Below are 17879 nucleotides of genomic sequence, written 5' to 3'. Positions count from 1 at the left end.
GGGATCGCTCGAAAAATGGACAGCGGATTATACAAAACCGCGAGGGTTCCCCTCCTGCCATTTCCAGTGGTCGGCACACATCTCCTCGATCCCGAGCGTCGCGCGCCAGCCGATGAGGTCGGCGGCGGCCTGCGGATTCGCGTAGCACTCGGCGATGTCGCCAGGGCGGCGCGCGACGAGTTCGTACGGCACCGGGCGGCCCGACGCCTTCTCGAACGCGCGCACGACTTCCAGCACGCTGTAGCCCTGGCCCGTGCCGAGGTTCACGACGAAGCTCGCATCGCGCTTCGCGAGCGCGTCGAGCGCGGCGATGTGCCCCTTCGCGAGATCGACGACGTGGATGTAGTCGCGCACGCCGGTGCCGTCCGGCGTCGGGTAGTCGGAGCCGAACACGCGCAGCTTCTCGAGCTTGCCGACCGCGACCTGCGCGACGTACGGCATCAGATTGTTCGGGATGCCGGCCGGATCCTCGCCGATCAGCCCGCTCGCATGCGCGCCGACCGGGTTGAAGTAGCGCAGCGTCGCGATGCGCCACGACGGGTCCGATACCTCGAGATCGCGCAGGATCTGCTCGGCGATCAGCTTCGACTGGCCGTACGGGTTGGTCGCGGACAGCGGGAACGATTCGTCGATCGGCGAGCGCTCCGGCACGCCGTACACGGTGGCGGACGAACTGAACACGAATTGCTTGACGTTGCGCTCGCGCATGATCTTGAGCACGGAGAGCAGTCCGCCGAGGTTGTTCTGGTAGTACTCGAGCGGCTTCGCGACCGATTCGCCGACCGCCTTGAGCGCCGCGAAATGGATCGTGCCCGTGATCGGATGTGCGTCGAACACTTTCGCGAGCGCGGCTTCGTCGCACACGTCGACCTGGTGGAACGCGGGCGTCCTGCCCGTGATCCGCTCGATGCGCCGGACGGACTCGGCCTTGCTGTTGACGAGGTTGTCGACGATCACGACATCGTAGCCGTTGTCGAGCAGCTCGACGGCCGTGTGCGAGCCGATGTAGCCCGCACCGCCGGTAACGAGGATGGTGCCTTTAGCGGTCATGCTGATGCGCTCCTTCAGAGTGTGATGCCGGTCAATGTATGAATGGTCTGCCGGTAACGTTCGACGACCTGCTGCTCGTCGAATTCAGCGGCGACCTTGCGGCGGCCGCGCGCGCCCATCGCATCGCGCCCGGCAGTCCCGAGTTCGATCATGCGGATCAACTGCTCGGCGAGGCTCGCGCTGTCGCGCACGCGGCACAGGAAGCCGGTTTCGCCGTCGGCCACGACGTCGCGGCAGCCCGGCACGTCGGTCGCCACGATCGGGCGGCCCATCGCGGACGCTTCCATCAGCGTGCGCGGCACGCCCTCGCGGTACGACGGCAGCACGACGCAATCGGCCGTCGCGATGTGCGGGCGCACGTCGTGCGCCTCGCCGAGATACTCGACGACGCCTTCGCCGACCCACGCGTCGACGTCCGCGCGGCCAATCGCGCTCGGATTGTCGACGCCGAGCGGCCCGAGCAGCTGGAAGCGCGCATCCGGGTAGCGGGCCCGCACGACGCGTGCGGCCTCGACGTATTCGCGCACGCCCTTGTCCCACAGCAGCCGGCCGATCAGGATGAACACCGGGCCACGGCCGGCGGGCAGCGGCGCCGGCGCGAACTGTTCGAGATCGACGCCTTCGCCGTGCAGCAGCCGCGCGCGGTCGGGGTGCGCAAGCAACTGCTCGTCGGTGAAGGTCGCGAGATCGTCGCGGTTCAGGAACCAGACTTCACGCGGAAAGCGGAACGCGAACCGGTACAGGCGCTTCGCGACGCTGGCCGCGCGGCTTTTCTGGATGAACACGTAGCCGAGGCCGGTGGTGACCGCGATCGACGGCACGCGCGCGAGCCACGCCGCGATCGACCCGTAGATGTTCGGCTTGATCGTGTAATGGAACACGAGATCGGGCTTGAGCGCGCGGTAGTGGCGCGCGAGCGCGGCAAGCGTGCCGAGATCCTCGCGCGGGCTCGTGCCTTTCGACGCCACGGCGAGCGCGACGTAGCGACAGCCCATCTGCTCGAGCAGCGGCACCGTGCGGTCGTGCGGCGCGATCACGATGACCTCGGCGCCGCGCGCGACGAGCGCACGGATCAGCCCGTGGCGGTACGTGTAGATCGCCCAGGCCGTGTTGCAGACGAGCGCGATGCGCAGCGAGGGGGTAGCGGACATGAAAAAAAAGAAAAAATAAAGCGTCGAAAATGCCGGATGCGGACTACGCGGACGGGCGCGCCGCGAACAGCGTCCGCTTGATCCGCTGCAACGTGCGGTACGGCGTCACGAAATGCAGCAGGTTCTTGGCGAGGCCGGCCCAGTCGTACGGGTTCAGAACGTTGAAGTGTCGCAGCAGCAGCGATAGCGTCGATATCAGCTGGCGGCGGCGCTTGGTCGCGCTGATCCCGCCCTCGTTGAGCTCGTAGTAGAGGCCGAGCTCGGGCAGGTTCGCGCAATCGTAGCGTTGCATTAACCGTAAAAAAAGATCGAGATCCTCGGCCGCGCGGTACTTCGCCCGATAGTTGCCGACTTCGCGCACCGCGTCGATGCGCAACATGACCGACGGATGCACAAGCGGCGAGCGCAGGAAGCGCGTGCGGCGCAGCGTGCGCGGATCGGCGGGCGGCGTCAGCATGAAGCGCGGCTCGCCGGCGCGCGACACGACCTGGGTCCACATGCCGACGCAGGCCACGCGCGGGTGGGCGTCGAGATATGCGCGTTCTTTCGCGAGGCGCTGCGGCGCGGCGAGGTCGCCGGCGTCGATGCGGGCCGCATAGCGGAAGCCGCGCGCCGCGAGCGCGTCGATGCCGGCCTCGAGCGCGCGCTCGATGCCGCCGTTTTGCGGCATGCGCAGCACCTCGACCGCGAGGCCGGGCAGGTCGGGCGCCGCGATTGGCGGCGTGCTGCCGTCGTCGACGATCAGCACGTGCACCGGCGCGTCCTCGCGAAACGACGCGAGGGTGCGCACGACGTCGTCGTGGCCGTTGTAGGCCGGCATCAGCACGGCCACGTCGTCGAGCGGGGGCGGACAATCGGGAGACGTCATGGGCGCAGCTTGATACGAATGTAATAAAAATTAACGGCGGCGGCGGCAACATAGCCGGCCGCCAGCCCGACGAGCGCGCCGTACAGGCCGAGCGGGGGGATGGCGAACACGTTGACGAGCGCGGCGATCGCGAGCGCGAGCACCCATTTCGCCAGCAACACGAATTTTGCTTGATATTTGAGAACGATAAGATTGCCTATCGCCTCGATGCCGGCCGGCACGGACAGCCAGACGGCCCAGCGGAAGATGTCGACCGACGCCTCGTAGCCGCGGCCGAACACCTTGCCGACGATGAGCGGCGCGGCCGCATCCAGCACCAGCGCGCCGGCCGTCATCAGGCCGGCGGTCATCGCGATCAGCCGGACGATGTTGCGGCGCAGCCGCGCGACGTCCTGCACGCGGTATACGAACGCGGGCGCGATGGTCTGCGCGAGCATCAGTGCGAGCGTGATCCAGTTCTCGTTGAGCTGCTGGGCCGCCGAATAGCGGCCGAGGTCGGCGAACGACACGTGACGCTCGAGCATCAGGCGGTCGAGCTTCAGGAACAGATACATGCAGATCAGGCCGAGCCAGAACACGGTGCCGGCGGTGGCGAAGTGCCCGAACAGCGGTTTGTCGAACGTCCAGCCGAGCGTGCCGCCGTTACGATGGCGGTAGTAGAGCAGCAGCGCGAAGCCGATCGCGGCGGCCTCCAGCGCCCACAGCCATGCGAAGCGGGCGGGGCCGGCGGCCGCGCGGACCAGCAGCCAGACGCACAGCGCCTTCGCCAGCGCGGTGACCATGCTGGTCACGAGCTGCGGCTTGCTGTAGGTCATGCTCTGCAGCCACGCGTTGATCACGCCGACGAACGGCTCGCGGAACACCATCGTGACCGCGAGGCCCGCGAGCATCGCGCCGACGAGCGGGTCGAACGCGCCGGCGCCGATCGCGACCCAGGTCGCGACGAGCGCGGCGGCGGACACGCCGATGCGCAGCGCGAAGGCGCTGCCGAGCACCGCGCCGAGTTGCGCGGGCGGGCGCTGGACGATGGTCGGAACCAGGATTTCGGCGCCGCACACCCAGGTGAGCGGTGCCAGTACGAGGAGAAGCGTATTCGCATACTGCCATTTGCCGAACACGTCCGGCCCGAAATAACGGGCCAGAAGACCGCTGATCGCGATCGCGACGCCGATCTGCGTGAGCCGTTCGAGCCCCAGCCAGACGAGGTTCGCGACGGCCTTCGCGACGTCCGGGTTGCCGAATCGCTTCAGCATGCGGGGCAGCCGCGCGCGCGCGAGGCGGCCGGCAGGGCGCCCGGAGGCGGCAGGGTGGCGGCGGCGGAACGGCTAGGCATTAAAATGGACGGAATCCGCGTCATCAAAACCCGCGATTATAAGTTGGATCGGGGCCGCTCCAGCCGTCCCGTTCCTTGCAGCGCCGGGCCCGCATGTATGATGCCGGGCATGCGCGAAAGGCGGCCAGATTATTTTCCATGCACGCAACCGAGAGAGAATCGATGATCTCCCAATCCATCTTCAAGGCATATGACATTCGCGGTGTGGTCGGCAAGACGCTCGACGCCGACACGGCGCGCGGGATCGGCCGGGCATTCGGCAGCGAAGTGCGCGCACAGGGCGGCGACGCGGTCGTCGTCGCGCGCGACGGCCGCCTGTCGGGGCCCGAGCTCGTCGGCGCACTCGCCGATGGCCTGCGTGCGGCGGGCGTCGACGTCGTCGACGTCGGCATGGTGCCCACGCCGGTCGGCTATTTCGCGGCGAGCGTGCCGCTTGCGCTGAAGGGCGGCGAGCGTCGCGTCGATTCGTGCATCGTCGTCACGGGCAGCCACAACCCGCCCGACTACAACGGCTTCAAGATGGTGCTGCGCGGCGCGGCGATCTACGGCGAGCAGATCCAGGCGCTGTACCGCCGCATCGTCGACGAGCGCTACGAGACGGGCAGCGGCTCGTACGAGGCATTCGACGTCGCCGACCAGTACATCGAGCGCATCGTCGGCGACGTGAAGCTCGCGCGCCCGATGAAGCTCGTCGTCGACGCCGGCAACGGCGTCGCGGGCCCGCTCGCGACGCGCCTGTTCAAGGCGCTCGGCTGCGAACTCGTCGAGCGCTTCACCGACATCGACGGCACGTTCCCGAACCACCACCCCGATCCCGCGCACCCGGAAAACCTGCAGGACGTGATCCAGGCGCTGAAGGACACCGATGCCGAGCTCGGCTTCGCGTTCGACGGCGACGGCGACCGCCTGGGCGTCGTCACGAAGGACGGCCAGATCATCTTCCCGGACCGCCAGCTGATGCTGTTCGCGGAGGAAGTGCTGTCGCGCAACCCGGGCGCGCAGATCATCTACGACGTGAAGTGCACGCGCCATCTCGCGCAGTGGGTGAAGGCGAAGGGCGGCGAGCCGCTGATGTGGAAGACGGGGCATTCGCTCGTGAAGGCGAAGCTGCGCGAGACGGGCGCACCGCTCGCGGGCGAGATGAGCGGCCACGTGTTCTTCAAGGATCGCTGGTACGGTTTCGACGACGGTCTCTACACGGGCGCGCGCCTGCTCGAGATTCTCGCGAAGGCGGCCGATCCGAGCGCGCTGCTGAACGCGCTGCCGGACGCGATGAGCACGCCCGAACTGCAGCTCTGGCTCGACGAAGGCGAGAACTTCCGCCTGATCGAGAAGCTGCAGAAGGAGGCGAAATTCGACGGTGCGGACGAGGTCGTGACGATCGACGGCCTGCGCGTCGAATACCCGGACGGCTTCGGCCTCGCGCGTTCGTCGAACACGACGCCGGTCGTCGTGATGCGGTTCGAATCCGAGACCGAGGAAGGGCTCAAGCGCATCCAGGACGACTTCCGCCGCGTGCTGACGGCCGCGAAGCCGGACGTCAAGCTGCCGTTCTGAAAACCGGCGGCCTGCGGGCCGCCGCCGGCGCGACGATGGTCGAACGATCGTCGCGCCATCCCCGAAAAGCGGCGCACGCCGACGGCGTGCGGCCGCTTTTTGCCTGTGTGGTCCCCGGGGCGCGATAAAATCGCGTCTTTATGCCTGTCGCCGGCCGTCCGCCGGCGTTTTTTCAGCGTGCAAAAGATCCTGATCGTGCGCGTGTCGTCGCTGGGCGACGTCGTGCACAACATGCCGGTGATCGCCGATATCCGGCGTCGCCACCCCGACGCGCAGATCGACTGGCTCGTCGAGGAGAGCTTCGTCGACCTCGTGCGGCTCGTCGACGGCGTGCGCGACGTGCTGCCGTTCTCGCTGCGCCGCTGGCGCAAGAAGCCGTTCTCGGGTGCGACGTGGCGCGAGATCCGCGCGTTCCGCAAGCGCCTCGCGGCCGAGCAGTACGACCTCGTGATCGACTGCCAGGGGCTCATCAAGACGGCCTGGGTCGCGAGCTGGGCGCGCGGCCCGCTCGCGGGCCTCGGCAACCGCACCGACGGCGCGGGCTACGAATGGCCGGTGCGTTTCTTCTATCGCAAGCGCGTGCCGATCGCGCCGCGCACGCACGTGGTCGAGCGTTCGCGCCAGCTGGTCGCGGCCGCGTTGGGCGACCCGGCGCCGACGCCGGCCGATCCGGTCGACTTCGGCCTCGATACGCGTGCGGCGGCGCTCGCGGTCGCGGCGCTCGGCCTGAACCTGCCGGTGCCGTACGTGGTGTTCGTGCATGCGACGTCGCGCGCCGACAAGCAGTGGCCGGACGCCGCCTGGATCGAGCTCGGCCAGGCGCTCGTGCGGCGCGGCGCGTCGCTCGTGCTGCCGTGGGGCAACGACGCGGAGCGCGCGACCAGCGAGCGGCTCGCGAAGGAGTTCGGCGCGGCGGCGATCGTGCCGCCGAAACTGTCGCTGCCGGCCGTCGTCGGCCTGATCGACGGCGCGGCCGCGACGGTCGGGGTTGATACAGGTCTGGTTCACATCGCGGCCGCGCTGAAGCGTCCGACGGTCGAACTGTACAATTTCGCGACGGCCTGGCGCACCGGTGGTTACTGGTCGCCGAACGTCGTCAATCTCGGCACGGCGGGGCAGCCGCCGTCGATCTCGCAGGTGAAGGCGGTGCTCGCGGGCTTCGGTCTGCTGTGATGCCCGTCATGCCTGCCCTGCCCGTCACGCACGCGAATCGATCATGAGCGAATCCCAGATCATCGAAGTCCCGTCCGCCGACTGGAGCGGACACAACCTGTCGGTGCCGCGCGAGCAGCTGCTCGCCGCGGTCGAGGAAGGCAAGGTGCTGTATTTCCCGCACCTGCGCTTCGCGATCGAAGGCGGCGAGGAAGCGCTGCTCGATCCGGCGCTCGCCGATCCGAAACGCAAGAACATCAGCCTCGCGCCGAACGGCGGTGCGCTCGCCGGCGTGCTCGGCGACAGCGTCACGCAGTCGGCCGTGCGCGCGCTGGTCGCGCGCTTCCAGCAGCAGGCCGGCACGCTCGTCGACGGCCTCTTTCCCGAATACCGCGGCAAGCTGCGCGTCGCGCCGACGAGCCTGCGGCTGATGCAGGTCGAGACGCGCCAGACGTCCTGGCGCAAGGACGACAGCCGGCTGCACGTCGACGCGTTCCCGTCGCGGCCGAACTACGGCGAGCGGATCCTGCGCGTGTTCACGAACGTGAACCCGGCCGGGCAGCCGCGCGTGTGGCGCGTCGGCGAGCCGTTCGAGGACGTCGCGAAGCGTTTCCTGCCGAAGATCCGGCCGCAGTTCCCGGGTTCGGCGTGGCTGCTGAACCTGCTGCACGTGACGAAGTCGCCGCGCAGCGCATACGACCACCTGATGCTGAACCTGCACGACAGCATGAAGGCCGATCTCGACTACCAGAAGACCTGCCCGCAGCAGACGATGCCGTTTCCGCCGGGCAGCGTGTGGATATGTTTCTCGGACCAGACTTCGCACGCTGTGATGTCCGGCCAGTTCATGCTCGAGCAGACCTTCTTCCTGCCGGTCGACGCGATGGTGCGTCGCGAATGCGCGCCGCTCGGGATTCTCGAGCGCCTGCAGGGCAGGGCGCTGGTTTGAGCGCGCACCGCATCCTTCACGGTTTCGGAGCCCGCGCATGCTGAGGGCGATCTATCGCGCGCTGTGGTGGCTCGTCGCGCCGATCGCGGTCATCCGGCTCTATGTGCGTTCGCGCAAGGAGCGCGGCTATCGCGAGCACATCGGCGAACGCTTCGGTCACGTCGCGGGCCGGTCGCCGGACGATCGCACGCCGCTGATCTGGGTGCATGCGGTGTCGGTCGGCGAGACGCGCGCCGCGCAGCCGCTGATCGACGCGCTGATGCATGCGCGTCCCGACGCGCGCATTCTGCTCACGCACATGACGCCGAGCGGTCGCGCGACCGGCGAGCAGATCTTCGGCGATCGCGTGTTGCGCTGCTATCTGCCGTACGACATGCCGGGCGCGGTGCGGCGCTTCCTGCGCGCATGGCGGCCGACGCTGGGTCTCGTGATGGAAACCGAGGTGTGGCCGACGCTGATCGACGAGTGCCGCCGCGCGGACGTGCCGCTCGTGCTGACCAACGCGCGGATGTCCGCGCGCTCGCATCGACGTGCGGCGAAGTTCGGCGCGGCGACGCGCGACGTGTTCGGCGGTTTCTCGCGCGTGCTCGCGCAGAGCCCGGCCGACGCGGAGCGGCTGACGTCGCTCGGTGCACGCAACGTGACGGTGCTCGGCAACCTGAAGTTCGACATGACGACGCCGCCTGAGCTGGCGGCGCGTGGCCATGCATGGCGCGACGCGATCGGCACGCGGCCGGTGTGGGTCGCCGCCAGCACGCGCGAGAACGAGGAGGCGCTGGTGCTGCAGGCGTTCGCCGCGATGAAGACGCCCGGCGCGCTCCTCATTCTTGTGCCGCGTCATCCGCAGCGCTTCGCCGAAGTCGAGGCGCTCGTCGAGCGCAACGGGTTCAAGTGTGTGCGGCGTTCGGTGTGGGGTGCGGACGCGGCGGCGCTCGCCGCGGGTCGGCCCGCCGCGGCCGAACCGTTGCCGGCCGACGTGACGGTGCTGCTCGGCGATTCGATGGGCGAACTCGGCGCGTACTATGCGGCCGCCGACGTCGCGTTCATTGGCGGCAGCCTGCTGCCGCTCGGCGGGCAGAACCTGATCGAGGCCTGTGCGGTCGGCGTGCCGGTGCTGATCGGGCCGCACGTGTTCAACTTCACGCAGGCGACCGCCGATGCGGTCGCGGCCGGCGCGGCGATGCAGGTCGCGGATTCGCTCGATCTCGCGCACGTGCTCGACGCGCTGTTCGCCGACAAGGCACGGCGCATCGCGATGGGCGCGGCGGGCGCCGCGTTCGCGTCGCGCCATCGCGGCGCGACCGCGCGCTCGGTCGACGTGCTCGCGGCGTTGCTGCCGCCGGTCGAGCGCGGCGGGCGTGCGATGCACGGCGCAGCCGGCGCATCCGACGACTAAGCGGGCGGCGCAAGGCCGTTTCCCCCGGGTAGACGTGGCGGCATGCTGCCGCCGCGTCGCTCACACCGTCAACAATCCCTTCTTCTCGATGAACGCAATCACGTCCGCGACGCCGTCGAGCGCCTTCAGGTTCGTCATCACGTAAGGCCGCTCGCCGCGCATCTTCTTCGTGTCCGACGCCATCACGTCGAGGTTCGCGCCGACGAGCGGCGCAAGGTCCGTCTTGTTGATCACGAGCAGGTCGGACTTCGTGATGCCGGGGCCGCCCTTGCGCGGAATCTTCTCGCCGCCCGCGACGTCGATCACGTAGATCGTCAGGTCCGACAGCTCGGGGCTGAACGTCGCCGCGAGATTGTCGCCGCCCGATTCGATGAACACGATGTCGGCGTCGGGAAAGCGCGACAGCATCCGGTCGACGGCCTCGAGGTTGATCGATGCATCCTCGCGGATCGCCGTATGCGGGCAGCCGCCCGTCTCGACGCCCATGATGCGTTCCTCGGGCAGCGCGCCCGCGACCGTCAGCAGGCGCTGGTCTTCTTTCGTGTAGATGTCGTTCGTGATCGCGACGAGGTCGTAGCGCTCGCGCATCGCCTTGCACAGCATTTCGAGCAGCGTGGTCTTGCCGGAGCCGACCGGGCCGCCGATGCCGACGCGCAGCGGCGGCAGTTTCTTGGTGCGGCGGGCGGAGGAGAGAGCGGGTGCGTTCATGGCGTGGGTGGGATTCAGGAGCGGAACAACCGCGAATACTGGGTTTCGTGCCGCGCGGACAGGATGCCGAGCTGCGGCGCGAACGTGTTGATGGCGTCGGGCGGCGTCGCGAGCGCGCGGCGCACGGCCGCGTCGATCGCGCCGCGCAGCGCGACGATGATGCGCTGGCCGGCGAGCTGGCCGAGCGGCACGGCTTTCAGCGCGGCCGACGTCTGGTTCTCGACCCAGCCGAATGCGTAGGCGGCGAGCGTCGCGTCGGCGCCGGCATCGTGCGCGGCGGCCGCGTAGGCGAACGCCGTCGGCAGCGCGATCGGCGAGATCGACGCGAGCGTCGCGCGGCGCGCGGCATCGCCCCATTCGAGCGACGCGCAGAGTTGCGCGAGCGACCAGCCCATCTGCTCGGTTTCGCGGCGCAGCTCCGACGATTCGCGGCTCGCGACGAACCACGCGTTCTCGCGTGCGAGCGCATCGGCGTCGTGCGCGTGCCAGCGCGCGAGCTGGTGCGCGAGGAACGGCAGCTCGCCGTGCGCGAGCACGTCGGTCAGCCCGCTCGCGATCCAGTCGCGCGCGGTGTCGGCGTCGCGGATCAGGTTCGCGTCGAGCGCGGCTTCGAGTCCCTGCGAATAGCTGAACGCGCCGATCGGCAGCGCGGGCGACGCGAGATGCAGCAGCGCGACGAGCTCAGTGGTGGTCATGACCGTGGTGGCCGTGCGCGCAGCCCGGACCATGCTGATGATCGTGATCGTGATCGTGATCGTGATCGTGATCGTGATCGTGCGAGTGGCCGTGATGCTCGCCGAATACCTGCTGCGCGAGTGCGTAGTCCTCGGCGAACGTCGCGTCGTGTCCATGCTTGTGGCCGCCGCCGTATGCGCCGGCTTCCGGCTGGAACGGTGCGCTGGTTTCTTCGACCTGCGTGCCGAGCCGGCGCAGCATGTCCGCGAGCACGGGATCGGCTTCGAGCTTCAGGTAGCCGTCGCCGATCTCGACCGGCGTGTGACGGTTGCCGAGGTGATACGCGGCGCGCATCAGCGTGAGCGGATCGGCCGCATGCACGAGCAGCACGGTCTCGGGCGCCGCGGCGACGCGCACGAGGGCGCCGTCGTCGGCGACGAGCACGTCGCCGTCGCGCAGCACGGTGCCGCGCGGCAGCAGGACCGCAACGTCCTCGCCGGTGTCGAGCGTCGCCGCGAGGCGGCTCTTGCAGCGGGCGTCATAGGCGAGCGTGAGCGTCGGCGCGCGCGCGACGAGCGACGCGGCGAGCTTCACGTTCGGGGCAATGCGTTTGTCGAGGGTGCGCATGGAACGAAAAACCGGAAATCAGAACAGGAAATAGCGCTGCGCCATCGGCAGCACCGTCGCCGGCTCGCAGGTGAGCAGCTGGCCGTCGGCGATCACGTCGTAGGTTTCGGGATCGACGCTGATCGACGGGCGCCATGCGTTGTGGATCATGTCGGCCTTCGTCACGTTGCGGCAGTTGCGCACGGGCACGACGCGCTTTGCGAGCCCGTAGCGTTCGGCGATGCCCGCATCGGCGGCCATCTGCGACACGAAGGTCAGCGACGTGCGCGCGAGCGCACCGCCGCGCGTGGCGAACATCTCGCGGTAGTGGACGGGCTGCGGCGTCGGAATCGATGCGTTCGGATCGCCCATCTGCGCCATCGCGATCATCCCGCCCTTGAGGATCATCGACGGCTTGATCCCGAAGAACGCGGGCTCCCACAGCACGAGGTCGGCCCACTTGCCGGGTTCGATCGAACCGACTTCGTGCGCGATGCCGTGCGTGATCGCCGGGTTGATCGTGTACTTCGCGACGTAGCGTTTCGCGCGGAAGTTGTCGTTGCGTGCGCCGTCCTCGGGCAGCGCGCCGCGCTGCACCTTCATCTTGTGCGCGGTCTGCCAGGTGCGGATGATCACTTCGCCGACGCGGCCCATCGCCTGCGAGTCGGACGACAGCATCGACAGCGCGCCGAGATCGTGCAGGATGTCCTCGGCCGCGATCGTCTCGCGGCGGATCCGCGATTCGGCGAACGCGAGGTCCTCGGCGATCGACGGATCGAGGTGGTGGCACACCATCAGCATGTCGAGATGTTCGTCGAGCGTGTTGATCGTGTACGGGCGCGTCGGGTTGGTCGACGACGGCAGCACGTTCGCCTCGCCGCACACCTTCAGGATGTCGGGCGCGTGGCCGCCGCCCGCGCCTTCGGTGTGGTACGTGTGGATCGTGCGGCCCTTGAACGCGGCGACCGTCGATTCGACGAAGCCGCCTTCGTTCAGCGTGTCGGTGTGGATCGCGACCTGGGTGTCGGTGTCGTCGGCGACCGACAGGCAGTTGTCGATCGCGGCGGGCGTCGTGCCCCAGTCTTCATGCAGCTTCAGGCCGATCGCGCCGGCCGCGATCTGCTCGACGAGCGGCTGCGGCAGGCTCGCGTTGCCCTTGCCGAGGAAGCCGAGGTTGATCGGCCAGCCGTCGGCGGCCTGCAGCATCCGCTCCATGTGCCACGGGCCCGGCGTGCAGGTCGTCGCGTTGGTGCCGGTGGCCGGCCCCGTGCCGCCGCCGAGCATCGTCGTGACGCCCGAGGCGAGCGCCTCGTCGATCTGCTGCGGGCTGATGAAGTGGATGTGCGTGTCGATGCCGCCGGCCGTCACGATCAGCCCTTCGCCGGCGATCACTTCGGTCGCCGCGCCGATCGCGATCGTCACGCCCGGCTGGATGTCCGGGTTGCCCGCCTTGCCGATCGCGGCGATGCGGCCGTGCTTGATCGCGATGTCGGCCTTCACGATGCCCCAGTGATCGAGGATCACCGCATTCGTGATGATCGTGTCGGGCACGTCGGCGGCCACCCGCTGCGACTGACCCATCCCGTCGCGGATCACCTTCCCGCCGCCGAATTTCACTTCCTCGCCGTAGGTGGTGAAGTCGCGTTCGATCTCGATCAGCAGTTCGGTATCGGCGAGCCGCACGCGGTCGCCCGTCGTCGGCCCGAACATTTCCGCGTATGCGCGGCGGCTCAAGCGTAGTGTCATGTGCTGTTCCTGAAGAGCGGGGCGCGGCTTACAGCGGCCCCATCACCTTGCCCTGAAAACCGTAGACGGCGCGTTCGCCGGCCAGCTCGACGAGCTCGACGGTGCGCGTCTGGCCCGGCTCGAAGCGCACGGCCGTGCCGGCTGCGATGTTGAGCCGGAAGCCGCGCGCGGCGGCGCGGTCGAACGACAGCGCGTCGTTGACTTCGAAGAAGTGGTAATGCGAGCCGACCTGCACCGGGCGGTCGCCGGTGTTCGCGACGACGAGCGAGACCGTCGCGCGGCCCGCGTTCAGTTCGTGCTCGCCGTCGTCGGTGAGGATTTCGCCGGGGATCATGCGTGCTACCTCGGTCACGGAATCGGGTGGTGGACGGTGACGAGCTTGGTGCCGTCGGGGAAGGTCGCCTCGACCTGGATGTCGGGAATCATCTCCGGCACGCCTTCCATCACGTCGTCGCGCGTGAGCAGCGTCGTGCCGTAGTGCATCACCTCGGCGACGGTCTTGCCGTCGCGCGCGGCTTCCATCAGCGCGGCGGTGATGAACGCGACCGCTTCCGGATAGTTGAGCTTCAGCCCGCGCGCGCGGCGGCGCTCGGCCAGCAGCGCCGCCGTGAAGATCAGCAGCTTGTCCTTTTCTCGGGGAGTCAGTTTCATGAAGGCAATCGTTCAGGAAAACGTAATTTTTATCGGTGCGCGGGGTTCCGGCCGGGGCGCGGGTCATCGTAGCACCGCGCCGTTTTTCGTGCGTCGTGTAGCCGTTATGTAAGCAGCAAGGCGCGTGCCATGTCGATGGAACGCGCCTCGATGCGCGATCGTGGTGCGCGATGCATGAATCGTGGGCGGGGCGGGCGGCGCGGCTGCGCCGAAACGGTGCGTGGCGGGCCGCGCGCTCAGGTCTGCCAGAGGCGCAGCGGCCGTGCGTCGACGCCGTGCACGAGCGGCCGCAGGTAAAGCCAGCAGTCGGCGAAGTGACGCTGCAGCGCTTCCATCGACGTCGATACCGCGCGCACCAGCACGACGCCCGGCGTCACGCAGGTCGCGCCCGCGCGCAGTGCGTCGTCGAACGGCATCCGCGCGGCGAGCGCTTCGGCGAGCGCGGCATCGCACGCGGCGCCGGCCGCCCACAGCGTGCCGTACACGGGAAAGCCGCCGAGGCCCTGCAGCGCGCCGCGCAGCGGATCGTGCGCGTCGAGCAGCGCGCGCTCGGTCCAAAGCGGCCGTCCGTCGGCATCGACGAGTGCCGAACCCGACGCGATGCGGCCGGCCGACCACGTTTCGCCGGCCGCCTGACGGCCGAGCTGCGTCGCGTCCCAGCCGATCGCGCTCGCGCCGGCGCCGAGCGTCACGGTGAAGTCGAGCGCGGCGTGGGCCGCGTCGAAGAACAGGTTGTTCTGCGGCAGCCAGTCGAGCTTCGCGTGCTCGCCGACCGTGATGCCGATGCGCTGCGTCGCGTCGAGGCCGTTCGACTTGTACCACTTGGTCGCGCCGGGTGTCGTCAGCACCGCGTGCGTGCCGTCGCCGAGCGTGATGTCGATGTCGAGCCGGTCGCCGCCCGCGACGCCGCCCGGCGGGTGAACGATGACCGCGTGGCAGATGGCGTCGCCTTCCGGATACAGCGGCCGCTGGACGCGCAGCGGGCCGTCGTGCAGCCGGTGGGCGAGCGTCGTGCGCGCGCCGTGCCGCTCGAAGCCGAGTTCGAGACGGCCGCGCCACGACTTGGCAACGGCGGGACGGGACAGCGGGGCGTGGGAATCGAGGGCGGACATCGGCGGGAAGCTGGAGACGGGCGCGGGGATCGGAGATGCTACCGCAACACTATACGCCTGGGTGTTCGGGATGCCGAACGAGGCGACGGGGAGGGGCGGCCGCGCGGCGGCGATGCCGACGTTCGTCCGGCATGCGTCGATCGCCGGCACCTCGCGGCAACGTCATCGCGTGCCGCATTCCTCGGCTACACCGCGATCAGCTCGCGCACGCCGTGGGTTTCCATGTCACGCGCCTCGCCGCCCGCGATGACCTCGCCGCGGCTCATCACCCAGTAATGGTCCGCGATCGAGCGCGCGAAGTCGTAATACTGCTCGACGAGCAGCACGGTCATCTGCGATTCGTCGACGAGCTGGCGCAGCGTGCGGCCGATGTCCTGGATGATCGACGGCTGGATGCCCTCGGTCGGCTCATCGAGGATCAGCAGCTGCGGCTCGCTCATCAGCGCGCGGCCGATCGCGAGCTGCTGCTGCTGGCCGCCCGACAGGTCGCCGCCGCGCCGCGCGCGCATGTCCTTCAGCACCGGGAACAGGTCGTAGATGCGGTCGGGCACTTTCGACGGCGCCTTGCGGCTCGCCGCGCCGACGAGCAGGTTCTCCTCGACGGTGAGGCGCGGAAAGATGTCGCGGCCCTGCGGCACGTACGCGAGGCCGGCCGCGACGCGCGCATATGGCGGCAATGCGCCGAGCGCCGTGCCGCGCCACGACACGCTGCCGCTCTTCGCGGCGACGACGCCCATCAGGCAGCGCAGCAGCGTGCTCTTGCCGACGCCGTTGCGGCCGAGCAGCACGGTGAGCTTGCCGTCGTCGGCGGCAAGCGTGACGTTGCGCAGGATATGGCTGCCGCCGTAATACTGGTTCAGTGCATCGATCTTCAGCATTGGATTACCGTCCGAGGTAGGACTCGATCACCGCGTCGTCGCGCTTGACCTGGTCGAGCGTGCCTTGCGCGAGCACCGCGCCTTCGGCCATCACCGTCACGCGGCCCGTGTCGCCCGCGAGCGCCGCGACGAATTCCATGTCGTGCTCGACGACCATCATCGAGCAGGTGCCGCGCAGCGTGTTCAGCAGCTTCGCGAGTTCCATCGTCTCGTGGTCGGTCATGCCGGCGGCCGGCTCGTCGAGCAGCAGCAGAGCCGGGCGCTGCATCAGCAGCATGCCGATCTCGAGCCGCTGCTTCTGCCCGTGCGACAACTCGCCGGCCGCGCGATACGCGTCGCTTTCGAGGCCGATCAGCGCGAGCGTCTCCTCGATCTTCGCCTGCGCGGCGCGGTCGAGCCGCGCGCGCAGCGACGCGAGCCAGCCCTTGTCGGTCTGCATCGCCAGTTCGAGGTTTTCCCACACCGGATGCTGTTCGAACACGGTCGGCTTCTGGAACTTGCGGCCGATCCCCGCACGCGCGATCTCGGGTTCGTTCATCCGCGCGAGGTCGATGGTCTGGCCGAGAAACACCTTGCCCGCATCGGGGCGGGTCTTGCCGGTGATCACGTCCATCATCGTCGTCTTGCCCGCGCCGTTCGGGCCGATCACGCAGCGCAGTTCGCCCGCGTCGATCGCGAGCGACAGCTTGTTCAGCGCGCGAAAGCCGTCGAAGCTCACCTCGATGTCCTCGAGGTAGAGGATCGTGCCGTGCGACGTGTCGATGCCGGGCGGCACCACGCGGCCCATCGATGCGGTGCCGCTGACGGTCAGCAGCTCGTCCTCGGCCGGTGGTGTGAACTGATAGAGGGCCGTGCCGTTCATGCGCGTTTCCCCTTTGCGAGCAGTGTGTCGACGAGGCCCATGATGCCGCGCGGCAGCAAGAGCGGCACGAGCACGAAGATCAGCCCGAGAAAGAACAGCCAGTATTCGGCGAAGTACGCGGTGAAGAGGCTCTTCGCGCCGTTCACCGCGAACGCGCCGACGATCGGCCCGATCAGCGTGCCGCGCCCGCCCACCGCGACCCAGATCGCCATTTCGATCGAGTTGCCGGGCGACATCTCGCCGGGGTTGATGATGCCGACCTGCGGCACGTACAACGCGCCCGCGATCCCACACAGCACGGCCGACAGCGTCCATACGAACAGCTTGTACGCGAGCGGGCTGTAGCCGAGGAACATCAGCCGCGTCTCGCCGTCGCGCACCGCGGTGACCACGCGCCCGAGCTTGCTGGTGACGATCGCGCGCGCGGCGATGAACGCGAGCACGAGCGTCGCGAAGGTCAGCAGCAACAGCACCGTGCGCGTGCCGGGCGACGTGATCGGAAACCCGGCGATGCGCTTGAAGTCGGTGAAGCCGTTGTTGCCGCCGAAGCCCGTCTCGTTGCGAAAGAACAGCAGCATCGCGGCGAACGTCAGCGCCTGCGTGATGATCGACAGGTACACGCCCTTCACGCGCGAGCGGAACGTGAAGAAGCCGAACACCCATGCGAGCACGGCCGGCACGAGCACGACCAGCGCGAGCGCCCAGGCGAGATGCTGCGTGCCGCTCCAGTACCAGGGCAGCTGATGCCAGTCGAGGAACACCATGAAGTCGGGCAGGTCGCTGCCGTACTTGCCGTCGCGGCCGATCTCGCGCATCAGGTACATGCCGATCGCATAACCGCCAAGCGCGAAGAAGAGGCCATGGCCGAGGCTCAGGATTCCGCAGTAACCCCACACGAGATCGAGCGCGAGCGCGGCGATCGCGTAGCACATCAGCTTGCCGGCGAGCGTCATCGCGTACGCGGACAAGTGGAACGCGCTCGACTCGGGCGCGACCAGCGCGGCGAGCGGCACGCCGATGCCGATCGCGATGCACAGCGCGACGAGCGCGAGCCACGCGCGGCGCGACAGCAGCGCGGGGCGGGGCGGCAGGCCGAGCGCGAAACCGTCCTCCGCACGCGCGGAGGCAGGAGGCTTCGGCGCGTCGGCGATCGGGTTCGACAACGAATCGGTGATTGAAGTCATG

18 protein-coding genes are annotated in these 17879 nt (G+C 68.8%); 4 read left to right on the top strand and 14 right to left on the bottom strand.

Going from position 1 to position 17879, the window contains the following annotated elements; genetic code table 11:
* Positions 1–27: 27 nt before the first annotated feature.
* The 4 genes from galE to WS49_RS16170 are packed head-to-tail and all read right to left on the bottom strand — an operon-like array spanning position 28 to position 4322.
* Positions 28–1050: a UDP-glucose 4-epimerase GalE gene (gene galE, locus WS49_RS16185; RefSeq protein ID WP_059530331.1), complete on the bottom strand. Its 1023-nt coding sequence runs from the start codon at positions 1048–1050 to the stop codon at positions 28–30.
* 14 nt (positions 1051–1064) lie between these two features.
* A complete protein-coding gene (locus tag WS49_RS16180; RefSeq protein ID WP_059530328.1) occupies positions 1065–2201 on the bottom strand; it encodes a glycosyltransferase family 4 protein in 1137 nt (378 codons plus the stop codon).
* Positions 2202–2244: 43 nt separating this feature from the next.
* The gene (locus tag WS49_RS16175; protein ID WP_059530325.1) at positions 2245–3069 is read right to left on the bottom strand and encodes a glycosyltransferase; all 825 of its coding nucleotides are present in this window, start codon (positions 3067–3069) and stop codon (positions 2245–2247) included.
* Positions 3066–4322 (bottom strand): lipopolysaccharide biosynthesis protein, encoded by a 1257-nt coding sequence (locus WS49_RS16170; RefSeq protein ID WP_059530322.1) that lies wholly within the window; start codon positions 4320–4322, stop codon positions 3066–3068. Before WS49_RS16170 ends, WS49_RS16175 begins: the two co-directional genes overlap by 4 nt.
* 242 nt (positions 4323–4564) lie before the next feature.
* Between WS49_RS16170 and WS49_RS16165 the strand changes: the two genes are divergently transcribed.
* From WS49_RS16165 to waaA, 4 genes are all read left to right on the top strand, one after another.
* Positions 4565–5959, top strand: a complete 1395-nt coding sequence (locus tag WS49_RS16165) for a phosphomannomutase/phosphoglucomutase (RefSeq protein WP_059530319.1) — start codon at positions 4565–4567, stop codon at positions 5957–5959.
* 177 nt (positions 5960–6136) lie between these two features.
* Complete coding sequence (gene waaC / locus WS49_RS16160; protein ID WP_059530317.1) at positions 6137–7132, top strand: lipopolysaccharide heptosyltransferase I; 996 nt, start codon at positions 6137–6139, stop codon at positions 7130–7132.
* 43 nt (positions 7133–7175) lie between these two features.
* A complete protein-coding gene (locus WS49_RS16155; RefSeq protein WP_059530314.1) occupies positions 7176–8060 on the top strand; it encodes a Kdo hydroxylase family protein in 885 nt (294 codons plus the stop codon).
* A 37-nt stretch (positions 8061–8097) separates the two neighbouring features.
* Positions 8098–9456, top strand: a complete 1359-nt coding sequence (waaA, locus tag WS49_RS16150) for a lipid IV(A) 3-deoxy-D-manno-octulosonic acid transferase (RefSeq protein WP_059530311.1) — start codon at positions 8098–8100, stop codon at positions 9454–9456.
* A gap of 60 nt (positions 9457–9516) precedes the next feature.
* Here waaA and ureG read toward each other — a convergent pair whose 3' ends face one another.
* The 10 genes from ureG to urtC form a co-directional block, all read right to left on the bottom strand.
* Positions 9517–10164, bottom strand: a complete 648-nt coding sequence (gene ureG / locus WS49_RS16145; RefSeq protein WP_059530309.1) for an urease accessory protein UreG — start codon at positions 10162–10164, stop codon at positions 9517–9519.
* A gap of 14 nt (positions 10165–10178) precedes the next feature.
* Positions 10179–10859 (bottom strand): urease accessory protein UreF, encoded by a 681-nt coding sequence (locus tag WS49_RS16140; protein WP_059530307.1) that lies wholly within the window; start codon positions 10857–10859, stop codon positions 10179–10181.
* Positions 10846–11466: an urease accessory protein UreE gene (gene ureE, locus WS49_RS16135; RefSeq protein WP_059530305.1), complete on the bottom strand. Its 621-nt coding sequence runs from the start codon at positions 11464–11466 to the stop codon at positions 10846–10848. The genes WS49_RS16140 and ureE overlap by 14 nt, the downstream gene beginning before the upstream one ends.
* 18 nt (positions 11467–11484) lie before the next feature.
* On the bottom strand, positions 11485–13191 hold the full coding sequence (gene ureC, locus WS49_RS16130; protein ID WP_044846265.1) for an urease subunit alpha: 1707 nt from the start codon (positions 13189–13191) through the stop codon (positions 11485–11487).
* 28 nt (positions 13192–13219) lie between these two features.
* The gene (locus tag WS49_RS16125; RefSeq protein ID WP_059448107.1) at positions 13220–13525 is read right to left on the bottom strand and encodes an urease subunit beta; all 306 of its coding nucleotides are present in this window, start codon (positions 13523–13525) and stop codon (positions 13220–13222) included.
* Positions 13526–13539: 14 nt separating this feature from the next.
* The gene (gene ureA / locus WS49_RS16120) at positions 13540–13842 is read right to left on the bottom strand and encodes an urease subunit gamma (protein ID WP_006048588.1); all 303 of its coding nucleotides are present in this window, start codon (positions 13840–13842) and stop codon (positions 13540–13542) included.
* A gap of 236 nt (positions 13843–14078) precedes the next feature.
* Complete coding sequence (locus WS49_RS16115; protein ID WP_059530302.1) at positions 14079–14954, bottom strand: urease accessory protein UreD; 876 nt, start codon at positions 14952–14954, stop codon at positions 14079–14081.
* 185 nt (positions 14955–15139) lie between these two features.
* Positions 15140–15832 carry an urea ABC transporter ATP-binding subunit UrtE gene (gene urtE, locus WS49_RS16110; protein ID WP_059530298.1) on the bottom strand — a complete coding sequence of 231 codons (693 nt, stop codon included), beginning with the start codon at positions 15830–15832 and terminating at the stop codon, positions 15140–15142.
* A gap of 4 nt (positions 15833–15836) precedes the next feature.
* The gene (gene urtD, locus WS49_RS16105; RefSeq protein ID WP_059530295.1) at positions 15837–16694 is read right to left on the bottom strand and encodes an urea ABC transporter ATP-binding protein UrtD; all 858 of its coding nucleotides are present in this window, start codon (positions 16692–16694) and stop codon (positions 15837–15839) included.
* Positions 16691–17878, bottom strand: a complete 1188-nt coding sequence (urtC, locus tag WS49_RS16100) for an urea ABC transporter permease subunit UrtC (protein ID WP_059530292.1) — start codon at positions 17876–17878, stop codon at positions 16691–16693. The genes urtD and urtC overlap by 4 nt, the downstream gene beginning before the upstream one ends.
* Position 17879: the final 1 nt, after the last annotated feature.

Origin of the sequence: Burkholderia sp. RF7-non_BP4 (genome assembly GCF_001521935.1) — a bacterium.
GTDB classification, from domain to species: domain Bacteria; phylum Pseudomonadota; class Gammaproteobacteria; order Burkholderiales; family Burkholderiaceae; genus Burkholderia; species Burkholderia diffusa.
The sequence above is the reverse complement of the archived record's forward strand: the minus strand, read 5'-3'. Positions and strand labels throughout refer to the sequence as shown.

Bases quoted from the DNA above. Each gene is read 5' to 3' on its own strand.
- galE (WP_059530331.1), bottom strand. From the start codon at position 1,050: ATGACCGCTAAAGGCACCATCCTCGTTACCGGCGGTGCGGGCTACATC.
- WS49_RS16180 (WP_059530328.1), bottom strand. From the start codon at position 2,201: ATGTCCGCTACCCCCTCGCTGCGCATCGCGCTCGTCTGCAACACGGCC.
- WS49_RS16175 (WP_059530325.1), bottom strand. From the start codon at position 3,069: ATGACGTCTCCCGATTGTCCGCCCCCGCTCGACGACGTGGCCGTGCTG.
- WS49_RS16170 (WP_059530322.1), bottom strand. From the start codon at position 4,322: ATGCTGAAGCGATTCGGCAACCCGGACGTCGCGAAGGCCGTCGCGAAC.
- WS49_RS16165 (WP_059530319.1), top strand. From the start codon at position 4,565: ATGATCTCCCAATCCATCTTCAAGGCATATGACATTCGCGGTGTGGTC.
- WS49_RS16155 (WP_059530314.1), top strand. From the start codon at position 7,176: ATGAGCGAATCCCAGATCATCGAAGTCCCGTCCGCCGACTGGAGCGGA.
- waaA (WP_059530311.1), top strand. From the start codon at position 8,098: ATGCTGAGGGCGATCTATCGCGCGCTGTGGTGGCTCGTCGCGCCGATC.
- ureG (WP_059530309.1), bottom strand. From the start codon at position 10,164: ATGAACGCACCCGCTCTCTCCTCCGCCCGCCGCACCAAGAAACTGCCG.
- WS49_RS16140 (WP_059530307.1), bottom strand. From the start codon at position 10,859: ATGACCACCACTGAGCTCGTCGCGCTGCTGCATCTCGCGTCGCCCGCG.
- ureE (WP_059530305.1), bottom strand. From the start codon at position 11,466: ATGCGCACCCTCGACAAACGCATTGCCCCGAACGTGAAGCTCGCCGCG.
- ureC (WP_044846265.1), bottom strand. From the start codon at position 13,191: ATGACACTACGCTTGAGCCGCCGCGCATACGCGGAAATGTTCGGGCCG.
- WS49_RS16125 (WP_059448107.1), bottom strand. From the start codon at position 13,525: ATGATCCCCGGCGAAATCCTCACCGACGACGGCGAGCACGAACTGAAC.
- ureA (WP_006048588.1), bottom strand. From the start codon at position 13,842: ATGAAACTGACTCCCCGAGAAAAGGACAAGCTGCTGATCTTCACGGCG.
- WS49_RS16115 (WP_059530302.1), bottom strand. From the start codon at position 14,954: ATGTCCGCCCTCGATTCCCACGCCCCGCTGTCCCGTCCCGCCGTTGCC.
- urtE (WP_059530298.1), bottom strand. From the start codon at position 15,832: ATGCTGAAGATCGATGCACTGAACCAGTATTACGGCGGCAGCCATATC.
- urtD (WP_059530295.1), bottom strand. From the start codon at position 16,694: ATGAACGGCACGGCCCTCTATCAGTTCACACCACCGGCCGAGGACGAG.
- urtC (WP_059530292.1), bottom strand. From the start codon at position 17,878: ATGACTTCAATCACCGATTCGTTGTCGAACCCGATCGCCGACGCGCCG.